The sequence below is a fragment of the Sporosarcina oncorhynchi genome, assembly GCF_033304615.1.
Classification (GTDB): domain Bacteria; phylum Bacillota; class Bacilli; order Bacillales_A; family Planococcaceae; genus Sporosarcina; species Sporosarcina oncorhynchi.
In genome coordinates, this window is the sequence record NZ_CP129118.1 from 2,329,769 (window position 1) to 2,346,778 (window position 17,010).

Annotated in this window: 18 protein-coding genes and 1 riboswitch; of the genes, 3 read left to right on the forward strand and 15 right to left on the reverse strand. The window is 39.6% G+C overall.

Annotated elements, in window-relative coordinates; translation table 11 throughout:
* Positions 1-31: 31 nt before the first annotated feature.
* The 5 genes from QWT69_RS11315 to QWT69_RS11335 are packed head-to-tail and all read right to left on the reverse strand — an operon-like array spanning position 32 to position 4,530.
* Positions 32-742 (reverse strand): cytochrome c biogenesis CcdA family protein, encoded by a 711-nt coding sequence (locus QWT69_RS11315; RefSeq protein ID WP_317965745.1) that lies wholly within the window; start codon positions 740-742, stop codon positions 32-34.
* 40 nt (positions 743-782) lie between these two features.
* Positions 783-1,517: an urease accessory protein UreH domain-containing protein gene (locus QWT69_RS11320; protein WP_317965747.1), complete on the reverse strand. Its 735-nt coding sequence runs from the start codon at positions 1,515-1,517 to the stop codon at positions 783-785.
* 21 nt (positions 1,518-1,538) lie between these two features.
* On the reverse strand, positions 1,539-2,459 hold the full coding sequence (locus tag QWT69_RS11325) for a F510_1955 family glycosylhydrolase (RefSeq protein ID WP_317965749.1): 921 nt from the start codon (positions 2,457-2,459) through the stop codon (positions 1,539-1,541).
* An 11-nt stretch (positions 2,460-2,470) separates the two neighbouring features.
* Entirely contained in the window at positions 2,471-3,148 is a 678-nt protein-coding gene (locus QWT69_RS11330) for a response regulator transcription factor (RefSeq protein ID WP_317965751.1), read from the reverse strand.
* A 20-nt stretch (positions 3,149-3,168) separates the two neighbouring features.
* Positions 3,169-4,530 carry a sensor histidine kinase gene (locus tag QWT69_RS11335; RefSeq protein WP_317965753.1) on the reverse strand — a complete coding sequence of 454 codons (1,362 nt, stop codon included), beginning with the start codon at positions 4,528-4,530 and terminating at the stop codon, positions 3,169-3,171.
* A 207-nt stretch (positions 4,531-4,737) separates the two neighbouring features.
* On the opposite strand from QWT69_RS11335, the gene resA reads away from it, so the two are divergent.
* On the forward strand, positions 4,738-5,274 hold the full coding sequence (resA, locus tag QWT69_RS11340) for a thiol-disulfide oxidoreductase ResA (RefSeq protein WP_317965755.1): 537 nt from the start codon (positions 4,738-4,740) through the stop codon (positions 5,272-5,274).
* A gap of 167 nt (positions 5,275-5,441) precedes the next feature.
* Here the strand turns inward: resA and QWT69_RS11345 are convergent, their stop codons facing one another.
* The 7 genes from QWT69_RS11345 to QWT69_RS11375 form a co-directional block, all read right to left on the reverse strand.
* Positions 5,442-6,737, reverse strand: coding sequence for a nucleobase:cation symporter-2 family protein (locus QWT69_RS11345; protein ID WP_317965757.1), 1,296 nt, complete (start codon positions 6,735-6,737; stop codon positions 5,442-5,444).
* A complete protein-coding gene (locus tag QWT69_RS11350; RefSeq protein ID WP_317965759.1) occupies positions 6,734-7,321 on the reverse strand; it encodes a xanthine phosphoribosyltransferase in 588 nt (195 codons plus the stop codon). The genes QWT69_RS11345 and QWT69_RS11350 overlap by 4 nt, the downstream gene beginning before the upstream one ends.
* A 147-nt stretch (positions 7,322-7,468) precedes the next feature.
* A riboswitch (purine riboswitch) is annotated at positions 7,469-7,570 on the reverse strand.
* A gap of 287 nt (positions 7,571-7,857) precedes the next feature.
* On the reverse strand, positions 7,858-8,472 hold the full coding sequence (locus QWT69_RS11355; RefSeq protein ID WP_317965761.1) for a hypothetical protein: 615 nt from the start codon (positions 8,470-8,472) through the stop codon (positions 7,858-7,860).
* Positions 8,473-8,729: 257 nt separating this feature from the next.
* Complete coding sequence (locus QWT69_RS11360) at positions 8,730-9,107, reverse strand: iron chaperone (protein ID WP_317965763.1); 378 nt, start codon at positions 9,105-9,107, stop codon at positions 8,730-8,732.
* 166 nt (positions 9,108-9,273) lie between these two features.
* Entirely contained in the window at positions 9,274-9,516 is a 243-nt protein-coding gene (locus QWT69_RS11365) for a hypothetical protein (protein ID WP_317965765.1), read from the reverse strand.
* 169 nt (positions 9,517-9,685) lie between these two features.
* A complete protein-coding gene (locus QWT69_RS11370) occupies positions 9,686-10,780 on the reverse strand; it encodes a copper resistance D family protein (protein WP_317965767.1) in 1,095 nt (364 codons plus the stop codon).
* Complete coding sequence (locus QWT69_RS11375) at positions 10,781-11,326, reverse strand: copper resistance CopC family protein (protein WP_317965769.1); 546 nt, start codon at positions 11,324-11,326, stop codon at positions 10,781-10,783.
* 187 nt (positions 11,327-11,513) lie between these two features.
* Here QWT69_RS11375 and QWT69_RS11380 point away from each other — a divergent pair, with 187 nt between their 5' ends.
* Together QWT69_RS11380 and QWT69_RS11385 are read left to right on the forward strand one after the other, a co-directional pair.
* On the forward strand, positions 11,514-11,834 hold the full coding sequence (locus tag QWT69_RS11380; RefSeq protein ID WP_317965771.1) for an ArsR/SmtB family transcription factor: 321 nt from the start codon (positions 11,514-11,516) through the stop codon (positions 11,832-11,834).
* 11 nt (positions 11,835-11,845) lie between these two features.
* Complete coding sequence (locus tag QWT69_RS11385) at positions 11,846-14,416, forward strand: heavy metal translocating P-type ATPase (protein ID WP_317965773.1); 2,571 nt, start codon at positions 11,846-11,848, stop codon at positions 14,414-14,416.
* A gap of 274 nt (positions 14,417-14,690) precedes the next feature.
* On the opposite strand, the gene QWT69_RS11390 is transcribed toward QWT69_RS11385, so the two are convergent.
* The 3 genes from QWT69_RS11390 to QWT69_RS11400 form a co-directional block, all read right to left on the reverse strand.
* Positions 14,691-15,254, reverse strand: coding sequence for a GNAT family N-acetyltransferase (locus QWT69_RS11390; protein WP_317965775.1), 564 nt, complete (start codon positions 15,252-15,254; stop codon positions 14,691-14,693).
* Positions 15,255-15,771: 517 nt separating this feature from the next.
* A complete protein-coding gene (locus tag QWT69_RS11395) occupies positions 15,772-16,236 on the reverse strand; it encodes a toxin-antitoxin system TumE family protein (RefSeq protein ID WP_317965777.1) in 465 nt (154 codons plus the stop codon).
* Complete coding sequence (locus QWT69_RS11400; RefSeq protein ID WP_317965779.1) at positions 16,202-16,876, reverse strand: MerR family transcriptional regulator; 675 nt, start codon at positions 16,874-16,876, stop codon at positions 16,202-16,204. Before QWT69_RS11400 ends, QWT69_RS11395 begins: the two co-directional genes overlap by 35 nt.
* Positions 16,877-17,010 lie beyond the last annotated feature (134 nt).

The following is a 17,010-nucleotide window of genomic DNA, read 5'->3' on the forward strand; positions in this document are numbered from 1 at the left end:
CGATTACTCCTTAAAAGATTTTAATGTATTGTTAAAACCCCATGAAATCTCCAAAGAATGGACTAAGCCAAGAAATAATGAACGTCAAGCCGTCAAAGAACAATAGAAACCCTAGTGCGATCATAATATAACCGCCGACTTTCGTAATGGTTCGGCTATAGTTTTGAATCCATTTAACCCGAGTAATGAAAATGGAAAGTACAAAAAATGGAATTGCGAATCCAAGTACATAGGCAAGCATATACCAAATACCAGCCCCCGGATTTTGAGAAGCGAGCATGAAAACGGCCCCGGTAATTGGACCGGTACACGGTGTCCATCCCGCTGCAAACGCAAGCCCAATAAGAAACGTGCCAAAATAGCCGGCAGGGCGGTTTTTAAATTGCAGTTTCTTCTCTTTCATAAGGAATGCAGGTGTGAAAAGGCCAATTATCATTAAACCAAAAATAATAATGAAAATGGATCCCATTTGTCGTAGAACATCTTGATATTGGATAAAGAAAGTGCCTACGAAAGACGAACTGAACCCAAGAAATATGAAAATGACTGAAAATCCAAGTAAGAACAACAACGTATGAATAATACTGTTCTTTCTAATTTTCACTTTATCCGATTTCAATTCATCCAATGACATGCCTGTGATATATGAGATAAAAGCTGGGTAAAGCGGTAATGTACATGGTGATATGAAGTTCAGAAGACCTGCTCCGAATGCTAGAAATAAATTTAAATCAGTAAACAAATTTGAACACCCTTTCTTTTGAAAAAGGAAAATAAATTCCTTAAATCCCCCAGTACGTGATTGTGTCCAACACGCCTATTAGCACTAAGAGCAGTCCTGCTACACGTTGAACGACCCGGCCAATCTTTACACTCTTCCTCATGATTCGACGGTCTGTTTCAAATAGCCAAATAATCAGGAATATAAGGAGAAGGGGAAATGATGTTGCAATGCCAAAAACTGCAGGGAGTACGAGACCATAAGAGGTTGACGAAACGAGTGGCATTAACCAAACGAAAAAGAGAACAAACATTGTTGGACAAAACGCGAGTGAAAAGCTTGCGCCTAAAAGAAAAGAGCCCATCTTTCCTTCTCGCATTCGTACTGGAATACGCATAGTCAAACGTTGAAAAATTGTCAGCTTCAAAAAACCTAATAGTACAAGCCCAGTAAAAATAATGAGAGGACCGATTGCTTTACGGAATAGCGGAAAATACTCAGTCATCTTGGATTCGAATGTTTGACCGAACATCCATGCCAAAAGACCAAATGTGCTAAACACGACTACTTTCCCCGCGATAAAAGATACTATTTCGAGCCAATCTGTTTTAAATTGAATTGTACGATTACCGTATAGGGTGATGGCACTCATATTCCCTGTCAATTGACAGGGTGCAACAGCGCCAACCACTCCTAGCAGTAATGCAACAATAAGTGGGTAATCTGCGAATGAATTTATAACCCCAGTAACAGGTTCTATAATTAGTTGACTAATTTTCGTTAGAAATCCATACACCTAAATACACCACCCGTAAAATCAATGTAGTAACTCTCCTTCTCTAGCAAGAGTTTCCCAATTCACGCCATCATCTGTTTTTCTGTAAATATCATTCGTATATGTGGCAATCACAATCTCCTGTTGATCCACTGGATTAACAGCAATATAAATAATTGGAGCAATTTCATCTGGAAGAAGAATTTCCGATTCTGCTTTTTCATCTAACAAAAACGAGTGTAGTTTCACAACATCATTCTCGTAGCTCGCATAAAGTCCTCCTGTTTTAGTTAACGCTACAAAAGTAACCTTCCTTGCGTTATTGAGAGGCGCAAAGTTTTCACCGTAGTCCTGTGATATATACAATCCTTCTTGACTACCGATTCCTATCATTTCTTCGCGTGTTGGATGGGCAGCTAAATTCGAGATGAACTCGGAGTCGAATCCGTTCATGGAAGCCTCTTTCCACGACTCTCCCTCATCGAGTGAATAGTGAAGGCCTGCAGTCATCTCTTTAGTCGGCATTTCATTCAATGCATAAATGGCATTCGACTCGTACCCTACTGCCATATAGTGAAAGTCTATCTCTCCGTAAAATGCTAACTTATCAAAACTCGCGCCACGATCCGTACTCTTCACAAGTCCAAGAGGATTTTTCAAGTTTGAATTAGGTTCTGGATGTCCGCTAGAAAAGAAACCTTCACGCACGGCTTGGAACCCCATATAGTCATGTTTTTCACTATTCGCCTCTTTCCAACCTTCCTCATCATAAGCATAAAGCCCTTCATGTGTTGAGATGACCACTTGTGGACCACCATTTATATAACCTAAACCGTGTAGATGGTCGATTTTACTATTTTTCAATTCATTAAACGTATAGGTATCATCCTTAGTCGTATTACATGCAGATAAAATCAGGACGATGCTCGCCACACCAATAGATTTCGCCAGTTTTTTCATCATTACGCTCTCCTTTAGTTCCACTTGTAACCGATTCCCCACACAGTTAATAAAAATTCATGAATTGGAAAACCCGCTACTCGTAGTTTTTCCCTTAAATTTCGAATATGCGAGTCCACCGTTCGAATATCCGTAAATGTGTTATAGTCCCATGCCGTTCGCAATAGTTGTTCACGTGTAAATGTTCTTTTTGGATGGGTAATTAGCGCCTCGATAATATAAAATTCCTTTAAAGTCAATTGCACTTCCGCGTTTTTGTACTGTAATGAATAAGCATCCCGATTTAATATAAAATCCCCATGCACTGTATGACTGTTTTCCTCATCATCATTTGAAGTTCGGCGTAGTAAGGCATTCACTCTTGCGACAAGTTCCCGTTCGTCAAAAGGCTTTGTAATATAATCATCTGCCCCGAATTCAAGGCCTTTTACAATATCTTCTTTGTCTGTTCTAGCTGTCAGCATTATGACTGGAACCGTTGACAATTCTCTTATTTTCTTACATACAGCCCATCCGTCCAAATCAGGCATCATGACATCCAACAACACGAGATCGACTATTCCGTCCTTTACAATTTCCAATCCTTTCTCCCCTGTGTCTACTTTTATACAACTGAAGCCATGGGGTTCTAAAAACAATTCCAGTAAATCAAGCATTCTCTTTTCATCATCTATTAGTAAGATTTTCTGCATTTGTCCAACTCCTTACCGATTTAAATCTTAATTGTAAACTTGCTACCTTTATGAACTTCGCTTTGTACTTCGATCGATCCTCCATGTGCTTCTACTAGTTCTTTCACAATCGCAAGTCCAAGGCCTGAGCCACCAAATGTTCTGGACCGTGATTTTTCAACCCTAAAAAGTTTCTCGAAAATCATCCCGATTTGTTCTTGAGGTATACCGATACCTTCATCCTCAACGGTAATAACAGTTCGATTTTGATCTTTTGTAATTTCAAACAGCACAGTTGTATGTTCGCTTGAATACTTTAAAGCATTGTCCAATAGATTCAGTACAATCTGTTCGAGTCGCAATGGATCTGCATGAATTGAAAAATCTTCCAATCCTATCAAATTCAAATTGATGTTTTTTAAAGCAAAGGAAGGTTCAACAAGTCGGTAAATATCTTCAGCAAATTTCCGTGATGAAAAGTTCGTCTTCGAAACAACGAAAGTCATTTCATCCATTTTCGCTAAATCCATCAAGTTTTTTAACAGATCCTTCATACGATCTGATTCTTCTGCAATAATCATTAAATAATGATTTCTTTCCTCTTCCGTTAAGTCCTGTCTCATTGCCACTTTTAAATAGCCTATCAAGTACGTTAAAGGTGTACTCAATTCATGAGAGATGGATGCTAAAAACTCATTTCGTTCTTTTTTCATTCGCTCCAAGTCTGATGCCAACTTCCGAATCGCAACTGATAGTTCGCCAAGCTCATCATTGCCTCCTGCGGGAAGACTTACATCGAATTTCCCTTCGCTTAACTTCTCCGTTGCTTCCTTCATTCGGATCAAAGGACGTGTAAGAAATTTGGACAAGATTGAATAGATGATAAACAGGATGACAATAATTGCTCCTCCTGCCAAACCGAAATGGAAATTGAGCTTGCTTACTAAACGTTCAATTGGCTCGGTGCTTTGAAACATTAAAACATATCCTAATTTAGTATCATCAATTTTGTATGGGTGAGCGCTAATGATATATGGTGAAGACTCCCATTCAGTATTAATGACTTGATCGATTTGGTCTTCAGGGTTTTGCAAGAAGGACATAGATGGTAACAGACTTTCCAACTTTTCATCAGAACTAAGAATGACATTACCATTTTCTCCAGTAATGATTACACCTCTGTCCCCTTCAGCTTCCATTAAAATGATATGGGTAATCGTGTCTTCTGAATAATTGTCTATTAAAACATTACGATGGTTTGAGCCCGTCGCTAACAGGCGGGCGTATTCTTCATCTACCCTTGTATGAACAATATTTTGGTGCAAATACATCATTAAAATTGTTTCAAGGACAAGGAAAGAAATGATAAAGTATGCCGCTAGTTTTTTCGAGATTTTATTCATGACCGTTCAATCTCCTCTCCCCATGCAATTAGTATAGAAAACAATTGTCAAAAAGATATGCAGAAGCAAGTAGAGCCACTACGTTCATACAAATTCATGACTTCTTTGTGTCTGCACACATTATTCAAAACTTATTTGTATACTACTCATTATATAGTTATTTCCGCATACGATCCGTTTTGCAGACATTGAAAGGAGCCTTTATCATTGAACAACAAAAAGAGGAATCGCTTTATTTTCAGAGTTATCACATTATCCCTTCTAGCAGTAGCCACAATCTTTACAATCTACACTGGTTTTGCAAAAGAGAAATATGATGTGTTACAGGTCGGAGATGATGCCCCTGACTTTGCGCTCGTTGATTTAGATGGGAAAGAACATCAACTATCAACGTATAAAGGACAAGGAGTCTTTCTAAACTTTTGGGGATCGTGGTGTGCTCCGTGTAAAAAGGAGATGCCAGCCATGGGTAGACAATACGAGGTGTATAAGAACGATGGTGTACAAATATTAGCAGTCAATATTGCCGAACCGGATTTTAAAGTTCGAGCATTCGCTGGACAATATGGTATGGTCTTCCCCACGCTAATCGATCAGACGAAAAGTGTTATGCAAGCGTATAATGTTAAACCACTACCAACCACATTTCTTATTAACCCAGAAGGTAAAATTGTAAGAATCATAACTGGGGAAATGTCGGAAAGTGATATAAAAGGGTATATGGAAGAGATTAAGCCGGACTGAAAACGAGTACTTGCGTATAATCGCTGTAGAGAAAACAGGATAAGTATATATTGAAATATTGAAAACAACTGAGTTCCGATGAAAGTTCCTTACATATCTTACATTTAGGACTAACAAAAACGAGACCCTATAGAGGAGTCTCGTTTTTGCTTGCTACTTTATTTTCATTATACCTCTTGCTCGATTAACTGTGCCTGTGCTGCTTTCTTGCGCTTTTTAGAAGGAAGCATATTGAACATGATATTTAATGTAATGGCTGTTAAGCTGCCTGCTACAATTCCGTTGCTCGTGAGCATTTGGAAGTTTTCAGGAAGGTTCGCGAAAATTTCAGGCACGACGGATACGCCAAGTCCCAGTCCTATTGAACAAGCGATGATCATTGCGTTGTCCGTATCCGCTACAACTTTGCTCAACATTTTAATGCCTTGTGAAATAACCATGCCGAACATTGCCACCATTGCACCGCCCAACACAGAAGTTGGGATTACGGTTGCCATCGCTGCAATTTTCGGCATGAAGCCTAGTGACACAAGCATGATTGCCGTGATTAAAATGACTCTGCGTGATTTGACGCCAGACATTTGTACCAATCCAACGTTTTGTGAAAATGTCGTATACGGGAATGCATTGAAGATCCCGCCGATTAACGACGACAACCCTTCGGCACGATAGCCTTTCACCAAATCCTTCTCTTTAATCTCCTTCTCTGTTATATCGCCTAATGCAAAATACACGCCAGTAGATTCCACTAATGAAACCATAGCGACTAACGTCATCGTCAGGATTGGATAGAGATGGAATGTCGGAGTGCCAAGATAGAAAGGCGTTACTATATGGAAAGCAGAAGCTTCTTTTACAGCACTGAAATCCACGACGCCCATCATCATGGCGGCTACCGTGCCTGCTGCCATCCCTAGTAAAATCGAAATCGATCTAAAGAAACCTGTTGTAAATCGATATAAAAGGATGATGCTTAGAAGCGTTCCAAACGACAGAAGGATGTTTGTCGTCGATCCGAAATCCGGAGCGCCCATTCCCCCACCCATATTATTTAAAGCGACAGGTATTAGAGTAATACCAATGATCGTCACTACAGAACCCGTCACAACTGGTGGGAAGAGCTTTATTAACCTCCCGAAAAACGTACTGATCAGCACGATGATCAAACCAGATGCGATAACTGCCCCGTAAATTGCAGAAATACTGTAGTTATCCCCGATTGAAATCATTGGCCCGACCGCTGTAAACGTACATCCTAAAACGACCGGCAACCCGATTCCAAAAAATCGGTTGCTCATAATTTGCAAGATCGTCGCAATCCCGCACATCAAAATATCAATCGAAACAAGGTACGTCAATTGTGTAGAAGTTAAACCGATTGCCTGTCCTACAATAAGCGGAACAAGAATCGCACCGGCGTACATAGCGAGTAAATGCTGAACTCCTAAAACGACCGATTTCATAGGGAAGGACCTTCTTCTTTGAATTTGACTTTTCCATCTGCAAGCGATTCGAGAATTGCCAATGATTCAACGCGAATCCCTTTTTCACGGATCATCGCACCACCTGGTTGGAATCCTTTTTCGATAACAATCGCAACGCCAACAAGCTCCGCTTCGGCTTGTTCTACGATATCAAGAAGCCCGAGGACTGCTTGTCCATTCGCAAGAAAATCATCAAGAATTAACACCTTATCTCCTTTTTTCAGGAAATCCTTAGAGACGGATATTTCATTCGTTTCATTTTTCGTGAAGGAATGAACGTCAGCTGTATATAAATGATTGCTCATCGTTAATGATTTGCGTTTACGAGCAAAAATCGCAGGTACACCTAAAACTAACCCCGTCATCATTGCGGGTGCAATTCCAGATGATTCAATCGAGAGTACTTTTGTAATACCGGACTCTTTGAACCGTTCCGCAAATTCTTCACCAACTGCCTTCATCAGCGGAGGATCGATTTGGTGATTCAAAAACGAATCCACTTTCAACACTTGATCGGATAGCACTTTTCCATCCTGCATAATTTTATCCTGTAGCTGCTTCATCCTGATGTCCTCCTTTTTATTCACGATCAATTGGAACTAAAAAAACCCAAATGACCGTGCATCCATTCAATACATGAGTGGAGCAAGGTCATTCGGAGTTTAAGTTAACCGAATGAATAAAAAAGCCACATGCATGAACGCATGAACTTTTTCTACTTTGCTTCTCATAGTCAGTCCATTTACGGTGGACCGGTAGAAACTTGCAGGCCATATCCCTGCGATTATATGAGTGGATGTGTAATTTAGATTTTCATTATATCACGCAAACGACAGGTTTCAATGTAATTCTTTTATTAAAATATGTTAAATCTATGAACGATTATACGCTTTATGGTAATGAAAGTGCTTACTTTCTACGAACTGGATTTTTGTTAATTGGAAACGAGTTTTTTGGCATGGTTGTATATAAATAGCACACTTCAATTGATATGACATGGAGATGTAATTGCGTGAGTGACTCCAACTAACACGTTAACTTAAATAAACATGTTTGTTTGAACTTTTGCGTTTGAATGAATGACTGGCACCATAGATTTTCAGTCCCGTCCCGCATCTGTCCAGACGACTTTGTACAGCAGGGCAATGTCATAAGTTTCAAGTGCATTAGGCAACCCGCCATTATCCGAAGGAACGACACCTCGGAGCATGCTGCCTTTCGTCCCGACCCAAGCTGCAAGATAGCTCGGTTTGTCTTTTATGAGAGTGGAATCTGATTCTACGAGACTCCCGAATGAACGGGCTAAGCTTGCAACTTCAATGGGGTATGTGGTCGATGTGCTTCCTGAAGGGTAACTGAGCGTGATTTTTGCTTGTTTTTCATCAATTTCCGCTACATTAAATGCAATCAGGTCCCCTTTGAATTGCTTGTCAATCGTCGAAGATGTCAACAGCAATTCCTCTTTGAATTTTCCGTCATGGTAGACCTCGACTGAATACTTGAGATCTTCACCTTCAGCGATTTTCCCGTCCACTGTAAAGATTTCTGGAATTTCAGCTCCTGCCATCGTAAGCAATACGCCCTCATGATCGCTCAATGTATACGGCTTGATACTCAATGTTTCTTCGGATGGACCTTTCGGTGACAAGTAAGAGCAGCCCGCTAAAAGAAAAATTAACATCCATACTATCGAATACTTTTTGATAGGTTTCATACAACTCTCCCTTTAATAATTTAAATTTATTTACTATACGTTTTTTAAAGCAATAAGTTTCAAATGTTGTTAACTATTAAAATTATCGTTCAAGAGTAATTCTAATAACATAGATTTCCTTGTTGATCTCCACCATGAAGACATTTCCTGCCCCCTTTTCCATTCATATCAATAAAAAAGAACCTAATTCGTGAAGAATCAGGCCCTTTGGTATATTGTAATACGACGATTGAATACGCTGGCACCATAAATTTCCATCAACAAGCCGTATCCTCACCAGCTCGCCACATATCGATAGTTTTATGAATGAATTGTTCCAAACCCGTCTCTTCTATCTTTATCGATTTTTTAACGCGAATACAACCTTTTCCATACTTATAGCCTGCTAATAAGGTTTCGGCATTTTCCACCTTTTCGATTGTACCTACATAGAGGCTAACATACTGTTTTTGCGCATTTAACGCGAGTACATAGTTATCCTCTGTCCCATAATTCAGCATCTTATAGCGTATGACCTCTTCCAGTTCAGGTGCATAAGTCAAAATCATCTGTCGAATTGCAAGTAGTTTCTCTTTTCGCCAATCATCTTCAAGCATTTCCAAATACGCCTCAGGATTTTTCGCGTCATATTGCATAGTGAAGTCTCACTCCCACGTCCTCATTTTCACTGTAGTATACACGTTAAGTGCTATCTATGCAGGCTTTTAACAACTATCAAAGCAGTAATTAAAGAAAAGCATGACCCTCCCAACCGGAAAGTTCATGCTTCTGTTGCTTTATATATAAAATCTACGGCAGCTCTCATTTATTGTTGATATAATCTATGCCTTGCGGTGTAATAGTTAAAACGAGATGCTCCGACCCTTGCCCGCTATCTGTTGCGTAACCCGTTTCCAGCAAGTGGTCGATAGCTAACTTGCTATTGACATCGGCATTTAGCATCGCTTTCGGTAAGTTGTAACTGCCTCCGTTCATCGCGAAGTGGTAATCATACAAGCTTTTCAAAAGCACATCCGATAGATTTTTAACTTCTTCATTCATCAAACGTTCGCCTCCCTCTTTTCCTCATTTTACAAAACCGTGCGCGATCCTACAATTAGTACGCTTGACGTGATGATTGAATGAATGACTGAAGCTATACTATACTGTATGCCAAAATCACAAATGCTATTTAAGCAAGCAACAGTACTACTAACCCTTCCCTGCTATTTGTTTATTGTATACTAGCCATTAACCCGAAATAAAGAGATAGGACACTGAACATTCCCATGAAAAAGGGAACTACTGCAGCTGTCTTTTTCTTAAAGCTGTATATAATAAGCCACATGAAAATAATGGCTACAATGAAAAACAATACGTTTAATGTATTCCACGAGAAATGCAAACTCATCGCAGGATCAATCACACCCAAATAGAAATAATCGAAGAGAGCTGATGGCCCACTTCCCGCGAGCATTATCTCAATACTATGAGGGGGCTCCTGTTGCCCTAAGACGCCGGTCGCCACAAATGTAAAGAACAGGAGTATACTTTCGAACTTCAACCAAGCCACTGGATTGATTGGTTCCTGACGACTCAATCTGCGCCGAATCCAAAATCCATTCATAAAAGCAAAAAATAAAACCGGGATGATCGTCAAGTGCTTCATCAACAAAGCTTGTCCATACGGTACCGTCCAGGCGTCCGCGTAATCGTTCACTTCAATGACCAACGTCATAAGGAATAACCCGGTTCCTGCAATTGTAAGAAAACATACGATTGCCAAAGGCGTAAACCACTTTAAGTAAGAAATCCAATTTTTCTGGTCTTTTGAACACCAGCCGACAATGAGAAGGATTCCAATCCACACAGTAACGGCTAAAAAGTGCAATGAATGGACAACGAACCCACTCCATTCGGTTAGAGAGGCAGCATGGCTCGCCCACCCCAATGCGAAAAGAAGAATGAGTGTGAATGCAAGAGCGATCCCTGACAGGACTTTGCTTTTCAATACCGGGAATAACGAAACGAATAAGTAAAAGAAAATGGCAAGTATCACCGTAAGATTCCAAGCTCTTCCGACTTCAAATCCACTTAGAACGCTTTCCATCGTCGAGAACAAGCCAATATCTTCATACAGAAATAGGACAACTCTAATGACAGGAACAACCGAAAAAAGCACAACGCCTACTACCGACAATTGAACTAATCGCTTCGGGATATGTATCGTAGGCTTCAACCGTTCCGGGATGAATTGAATGATAAATGTGCCCATTAATAACGAAAAACAGAGATACAATAAACTTTCCGAAATATAAACCCAAATCATTTATTTTTGCCTTCTTCCTATAAACCAGCCAATAAAACCACCGGCCAACGTGAATAAAATAACAAGTATTACAACCAAAACATCATTTGAAGCTATTTTTGAAGGAGCCTCAATTGGTTGCACGATTTTTTCTTCCAAGTTTTCATTCGGTGCAAAAGGTATTTCTTCATCATTCTCCAATTCTGCGAGGTTTTTATCTTCTCGACTGACCATAAATGAATAAGTGTCTTGAATCGGATGTCCATCCGCACCGATGATCTTCCACTCCACCGTATATGTACCATTATCAACAGGTTCCATGAAACCACTCGTCATCACATGATCATTTACTTCTGTATGACTGACAACCTCTTCATTCATCTCGTTAAAAACTTTCAATGTGCTTGTCGATTCAATTTTTGTATTAAATTCCAATACAATCTCATGAATCTCTTCCGTAATCACATCGCCATCCGCAGGTGACGAGTTAGTTAGACTCGTATGCGCAGAGGCGGTAGATGAAAATAGCAATAGTACAAGCAGCGTTGCATAAATAACTCTCTTCACATTTCCACTTCCTTTCATTAGGCACAATCATCGTGGTATATCAAAATAGGTCGTTCAAAAACCTCACTGAGCTAGGATTATTCAACATTGTAAACAAGAACATCAACATTGACACACATATTAGAGATTGCTAATATGATAAAAACAAAACGTATTAGTGCTGTCTAATATAACGAGGAGGTATTCTATGATACAGACAGATTTAGACCTTAAAGTGAAGTTTCTACGTGCAATTGGAGACAAAACAAGGGTTCAAATATTGGATTTTATCAAAGACGAGGAAAAGACTGTTTCACAAATTGTGGAAGGTATTGATGGAAATCAGTCAAATATATCACAACATCTCGCATGTCTCAGAGGCTGTGGAATCATCGTAGGCAGGCAAGAGGGAAAATACGTCTACTACGGCTTGAGAAATCAAGAAATTAAAGAGCTGTTAAGCACATTTGACAATGTACTGAGTCAGATTGAAAATGACGTCGCTTGTTGTAAAAACCATATTAGTTAAGGAGTGGAAAAATGGCTAAATCATGTTGTTCTACGACAGAACCTCAAAATCCAGTGAAACAAACATCGTGCTGCAGTAGCACTCAGGTACTTCAACACGAGACAGAGCAAAGTGAGAAAACAGAATGCTGCAGTAGTGATGCGACGAAATCTGAAGCGGAAGATGATTGTTGTAGCTTAACGCCAGTAATGGCGAATGAAAACACCGAAAAATCGTCTTGCTGCAGCAGTTCAGTGACTACATCAAATCCAGTTACGATAAGCACTGACGATTGTAGTAGAGAAGAGTTTCGAGTCTATGGAATGGATTGTCCCGCCTGTGCGGCAACAATTGAAAAAAGCTTAACTTCTAAAGAGAACATTAATGAAGTACATGTGAATTATAGTACAGGAAAAATGACAGTTACCTCGACTGAAGAACTTGAATTTGAGTCCATTCAAAAACAAATGAAGCGGTTAGGCTTTGAAGTCGAGCCGATAAAAACAAATAATAACGTGAAGAATTACATCATTGAAGGTATGGATTGTGGATCTTGTGCTTTAACAATTGAAAATCACTTGAATACACTCCCCTCTGTCCAGCATGTACAGGTCAATTTTTCAACCGGTAAAATGAAAATAGAACATGATAATAGTCCAGAAGAAATTGTGAAAGAAGTTTCAAAAGCTGGATTTAAAGCGTCTCTCATTACCGCCAATAGACAGAGCACATCCCCCACCCGTGCGAACAATCAAAATGGAGCCGTCATTTTTTCAGGTGTATTAATTGCGTTAGGCTTCATCGGCTCTTATACGGGGATTTCTACTTCCCTTACAACAGCAATGTATGCAATCGCAATGATCATAAGCGGATTTAAACCTGTAAAAAGTGCCTATTATGCCATTAGAAGCCGTTCCTTGGACATGAATGTCCTCATGTCAGCAGCGGCAATCGGGGCTGCATTTTTAGGAGAATGGTTGGAAGGAGCAACTGTTGTCTGGCTGTTCGCATTAGGCCTTAACTTGCAAAACCGGGCAATCGAAAAAACGCGCAAATCGATTCGAGGTCTAATGGAGTTAACTCCTCCGGAAGCGTGGGTTAAAGTTGGAGAAGACATCATCAAAAAGCCTGTCGAAGATGTATCCGTCAATGACGTGATTATCGTGAAGCCTGGAGATAGAATCCCGTTAGATGGAGAAATCATAGACGGCGAGTCCAGTGTCAATCAAGCGGCTATAACAGGAGAATCCATTCCAGTCGATAAAGGAATTGGCAATCTCGTTTACGCAGGCTCCATCAATGAACATGGCTCACTTACTGTCAACGTTACAAAGCTAGTTGAAGATACGACGATTGCTAAAATTATTCATTTAGTTGAAGAAGCCCAAGAAAAAAAGGCGCCTTCTGAAGCGTTCATCGATAAGTTCGCTCGAATTTATACACCCGTTGTATTTCTCCTTGCCCTATTGGTAATGCTTGTTCCCCCATTAGTTGCTTTTGGCACTTGGGAGGAATGGATCTATAAAGGATTAATGCTGTTAGTCATTGCTTGTCCTTGTGCGCTTGTTATATCCACTCCAGTAGCGATTGTAACGGCGCTAGGAAATGCAGCTAAACACGGTGTGCTCATTAAAGGTGGGACATTTTTAGAGAATGCTGGATCTATTAACGCCATTGCCTTCGACAAAACTGGAACACTTACCGAAGGAAAGCCGAAAGTTACGGATGTTGTGGTCTTTAATGATTCAGAAGAAAACCTGTTATCGATTGCTCGTACATTAGAAGAATATTCCACACACCCGATCGCAAAGACCGTCGTACAGTATGCGAAAGAAAAAGGCATTCAAGCGAAGAATGGAACAAATTTCAGAAACCTTGCTGGAAAGGGCGTTCAAGCAACCATTAATGAACGTACCTATTCCGCAGGAAATATAAAGTTATTCGCAGAAATCGGCACGCCGATGGATACACACCTAGAGACAATCCAACGTCTTCAGGACGAGGGAAAAACCATTATCATCATAGGTACAAGTGAAACTATTTTAGGGGTCATCTGTGTTTCGGACACGATTCGTAAGACAACTAAACTATCGATAGAAAACTTAACAAAAATAGGTGTTAAACAAGTCGTAATGCTAACAGGAGATAATGAAGGGACAGCGAAAGCAATCGCTCTAGAAGCTGGTGTGAACCGACACTTCTCTGAACTATTACCGGAAGATAAAGTAGAAGCGATCAAACAACTGCAAAAAGAAGGTTATCAAGTAGCAATGGTTGGCGATGGCATAAACGACGCCCCTGCACTAGCGACTGCTAACCTTGGAATCGCGATGGGCGGCGCTGGTACGGATACAGCAATGGAGACAGCAGATATTGTGTTAATGGCTGATAACCTAGAACAACTCCCCCATACAATGAAATTAAGTCGAAAAGCATTGAGAATTATTAAGCAAAATATATGGTTTTCATTAATCGTAAAAGCAATTGCATTGCTATTAATCTTCCCAGGATGGTTAACATTGTGGATTGCTGTATTAAGTGATACCGGTGCTGCGCTAATCGTTATCTTAAATGCACTTCGTCTTGTTAGAGTCAAAAGTTAGTTATTACTCGAAACCATAGAGTTGAAAAAAGGCTGTCCTAAAAGTCAGTAAGCACTGACTTTCTGAGACAGCCTTTTTTAGGAATATAGATTGAGACACGCCAAGTTAAGGTGCCTGGCACGCAAACAATCATATCAGGGCTATTCGCGCTATGCGCCGTATTGGCGTGTGTTTTTATATTTCAGGCTTAGACTTAAAGCCAGTTGTCATGTGAACAATGAAAACTGGCCTTAATTATTTTGCTTATAGATGACGTCCAAGGAACTCAAAGAATTTATCTTATTGCGCCAGGTCTATATTCTTCTTTTAATATGGAATGATACGCGCTATCCACTAAAACACCTTTGATCATTTCACTTTTTCGAAGAATCCCTTCACATTTCATGCCTAAGCGTTCTAGTAATTTTCCAGAAGCCACATTCTTCACTTCATATGCCGCGAATACACGCTCTAAGCCAAGTACATTAAAAGCTAAGTCGAGAATTAAATTCCCAGCTTCAGTCGCATAGCCATTACCCCAATAATGTCGATTTACCGTGTACCCCAATTCTCCGCTATTATTATATTCATGAACCCTGAACTCAATCGCGCCAATCATTTTTCCGCTTTCTTTTATCACGATTGCGTATTTGCCAATAGGTTCTTTCATAAAGTAATTCGCTATGAAATTCTTTGTCTGGTCTAACTCTTTATGTGCTGAATAAAGAAAACGAGTTGTTTCTTCATCTGATGTATATTCAAACATATCCTCCGCATCATCGAACGAAACTGGACGCAATAGAATCCGTTCGCTTTCCATCGGACTGTTCCCAACCATCAACGTAGTAATATTCCCCATGCCAACACCCCTAATTTTACCTAAATTAACATCTAATTTATTCCTGGGATATTATAACATATCTTTAAATTGTCAGCTATTCTTTTTAAAGACATTTGTTGGTGTATGGTGCCTGTCTCTCATTCAATCGTGAAAGTTCCAACATTCCATGTTTGTTCCAATACACGAATATTAGATTGCCTGGCACCTAATTTTAACCAGACAATCATTAACTGCTAAATGGTTTCAGCATCACGTTCACTTCTTTTTGCATAATAACCCCGCTTTCTTCAAAAATAACAATGGGGATAATGAATAGCATCTGTTATCAAACCAACACGAAGCAATAAAAAGGAGATGAATGGATGAAAGATCTACTATTTAAGTGGTTGTTGGTTGCGGGGGAAGACTCGCTACGGGCAGATTGCTAGTCCTTACCCGACGTGAATCCCACCCGCTATATGTTGCAACCTAGGCTCGGTCGCTCTGCCAAGCACTTTACTTTCAAGTAAAATGGTCTGATAATCTTTTAATCAACTCACCTTTTTCTAGACGTTCTTCCTGATTGAAACGGAGTGATAATTCTTTTTGTGAGTACGATGAATTCCATAATGCTATATAATTCTTTCAAATTAAGAACATCTGGATAGGGAATTCGTTTATCCGCTTTCAGATCCATTGCATTTTCTTTCACATGGATATGAAAAGGGTAGTGCTGCATCTTTTGAATTTCTGGGTTCTCAGGATGCTCCTCTGAATGAAATTTCATAATGATATTCCCTTTTTCATCATAGTAATCATAGTGAAAATAATTAATCATGCCATCTTTAATAAATTCCTGGCAAGGTAGTTTCTGAAAATCCGAAAAAACAATTGTTTTTCTAATAGCACCAGCCTCGGAGGGTAAGCCATTCGCGCCATTTCGAATCTCGATTATTTCTTCAAACTCCTTTTCTAATAATGAATAATTAGTTGCCGGTAAGTTTATCATCACGTAAGCCATCAAACTTTCTTCTAAAATAAGACCAAGCAGCAGCATCGGTCTGTTCTTCAGAAGACAATTCTTCTTTCAATCCCAATGTCCCCTCGAAATCTCCCCCGTATTTCTTCTCATACAACACCAATTGTTCGGTTAAAAACTTCACTTCATCTGTGTCGTACCTATTGTTACCCAATGCTTTTTGTTCTTCTTCCCATTCTTTCACGATTTGAGCAACCGAATAAAGTTTTCCTGTTTTTGCCTTCCACAAGGTATCTGCACTAATTCTCGACTGTATATTCTTTTCAATTCTCTCTACACCAATAAATTTACCTTCGTTTATCCAATTGTTGATAGTCGTGATTGAAACTCCAAAATATTTGGCAAGCTGACCAGTTGTATATACGGGTGTTAGTTCATCCGCTCGTGCCGCAATTTCAGCCATAGCTTTCAATGTTTCTAAAAAATAAGCTTTCATTTCCAAGGAATTTTCAAGTACAGACTCAGATAACTTGTCCAATCCCAATTTGTTCTTGGATGTCATATCTAAATAGTTCACCAATACTTTGAAGAATAAAATACTCTCATTTTCATTCTCAAAGATACGTTCTGTGATGTTTTCTGCCTTATCATCAAACACTCTCTTTTCAAACATCGTTAACATTATACTCACCTCTTGCCCCCCATTCTATCCTAACTGCAAGTAAACTACAAGGAACTGCAAGCAGATAGAAAACATAATTTCTATATGCTATTCCACGGCACAAGAAATTATACATTATCAAGTCGTTTACAATG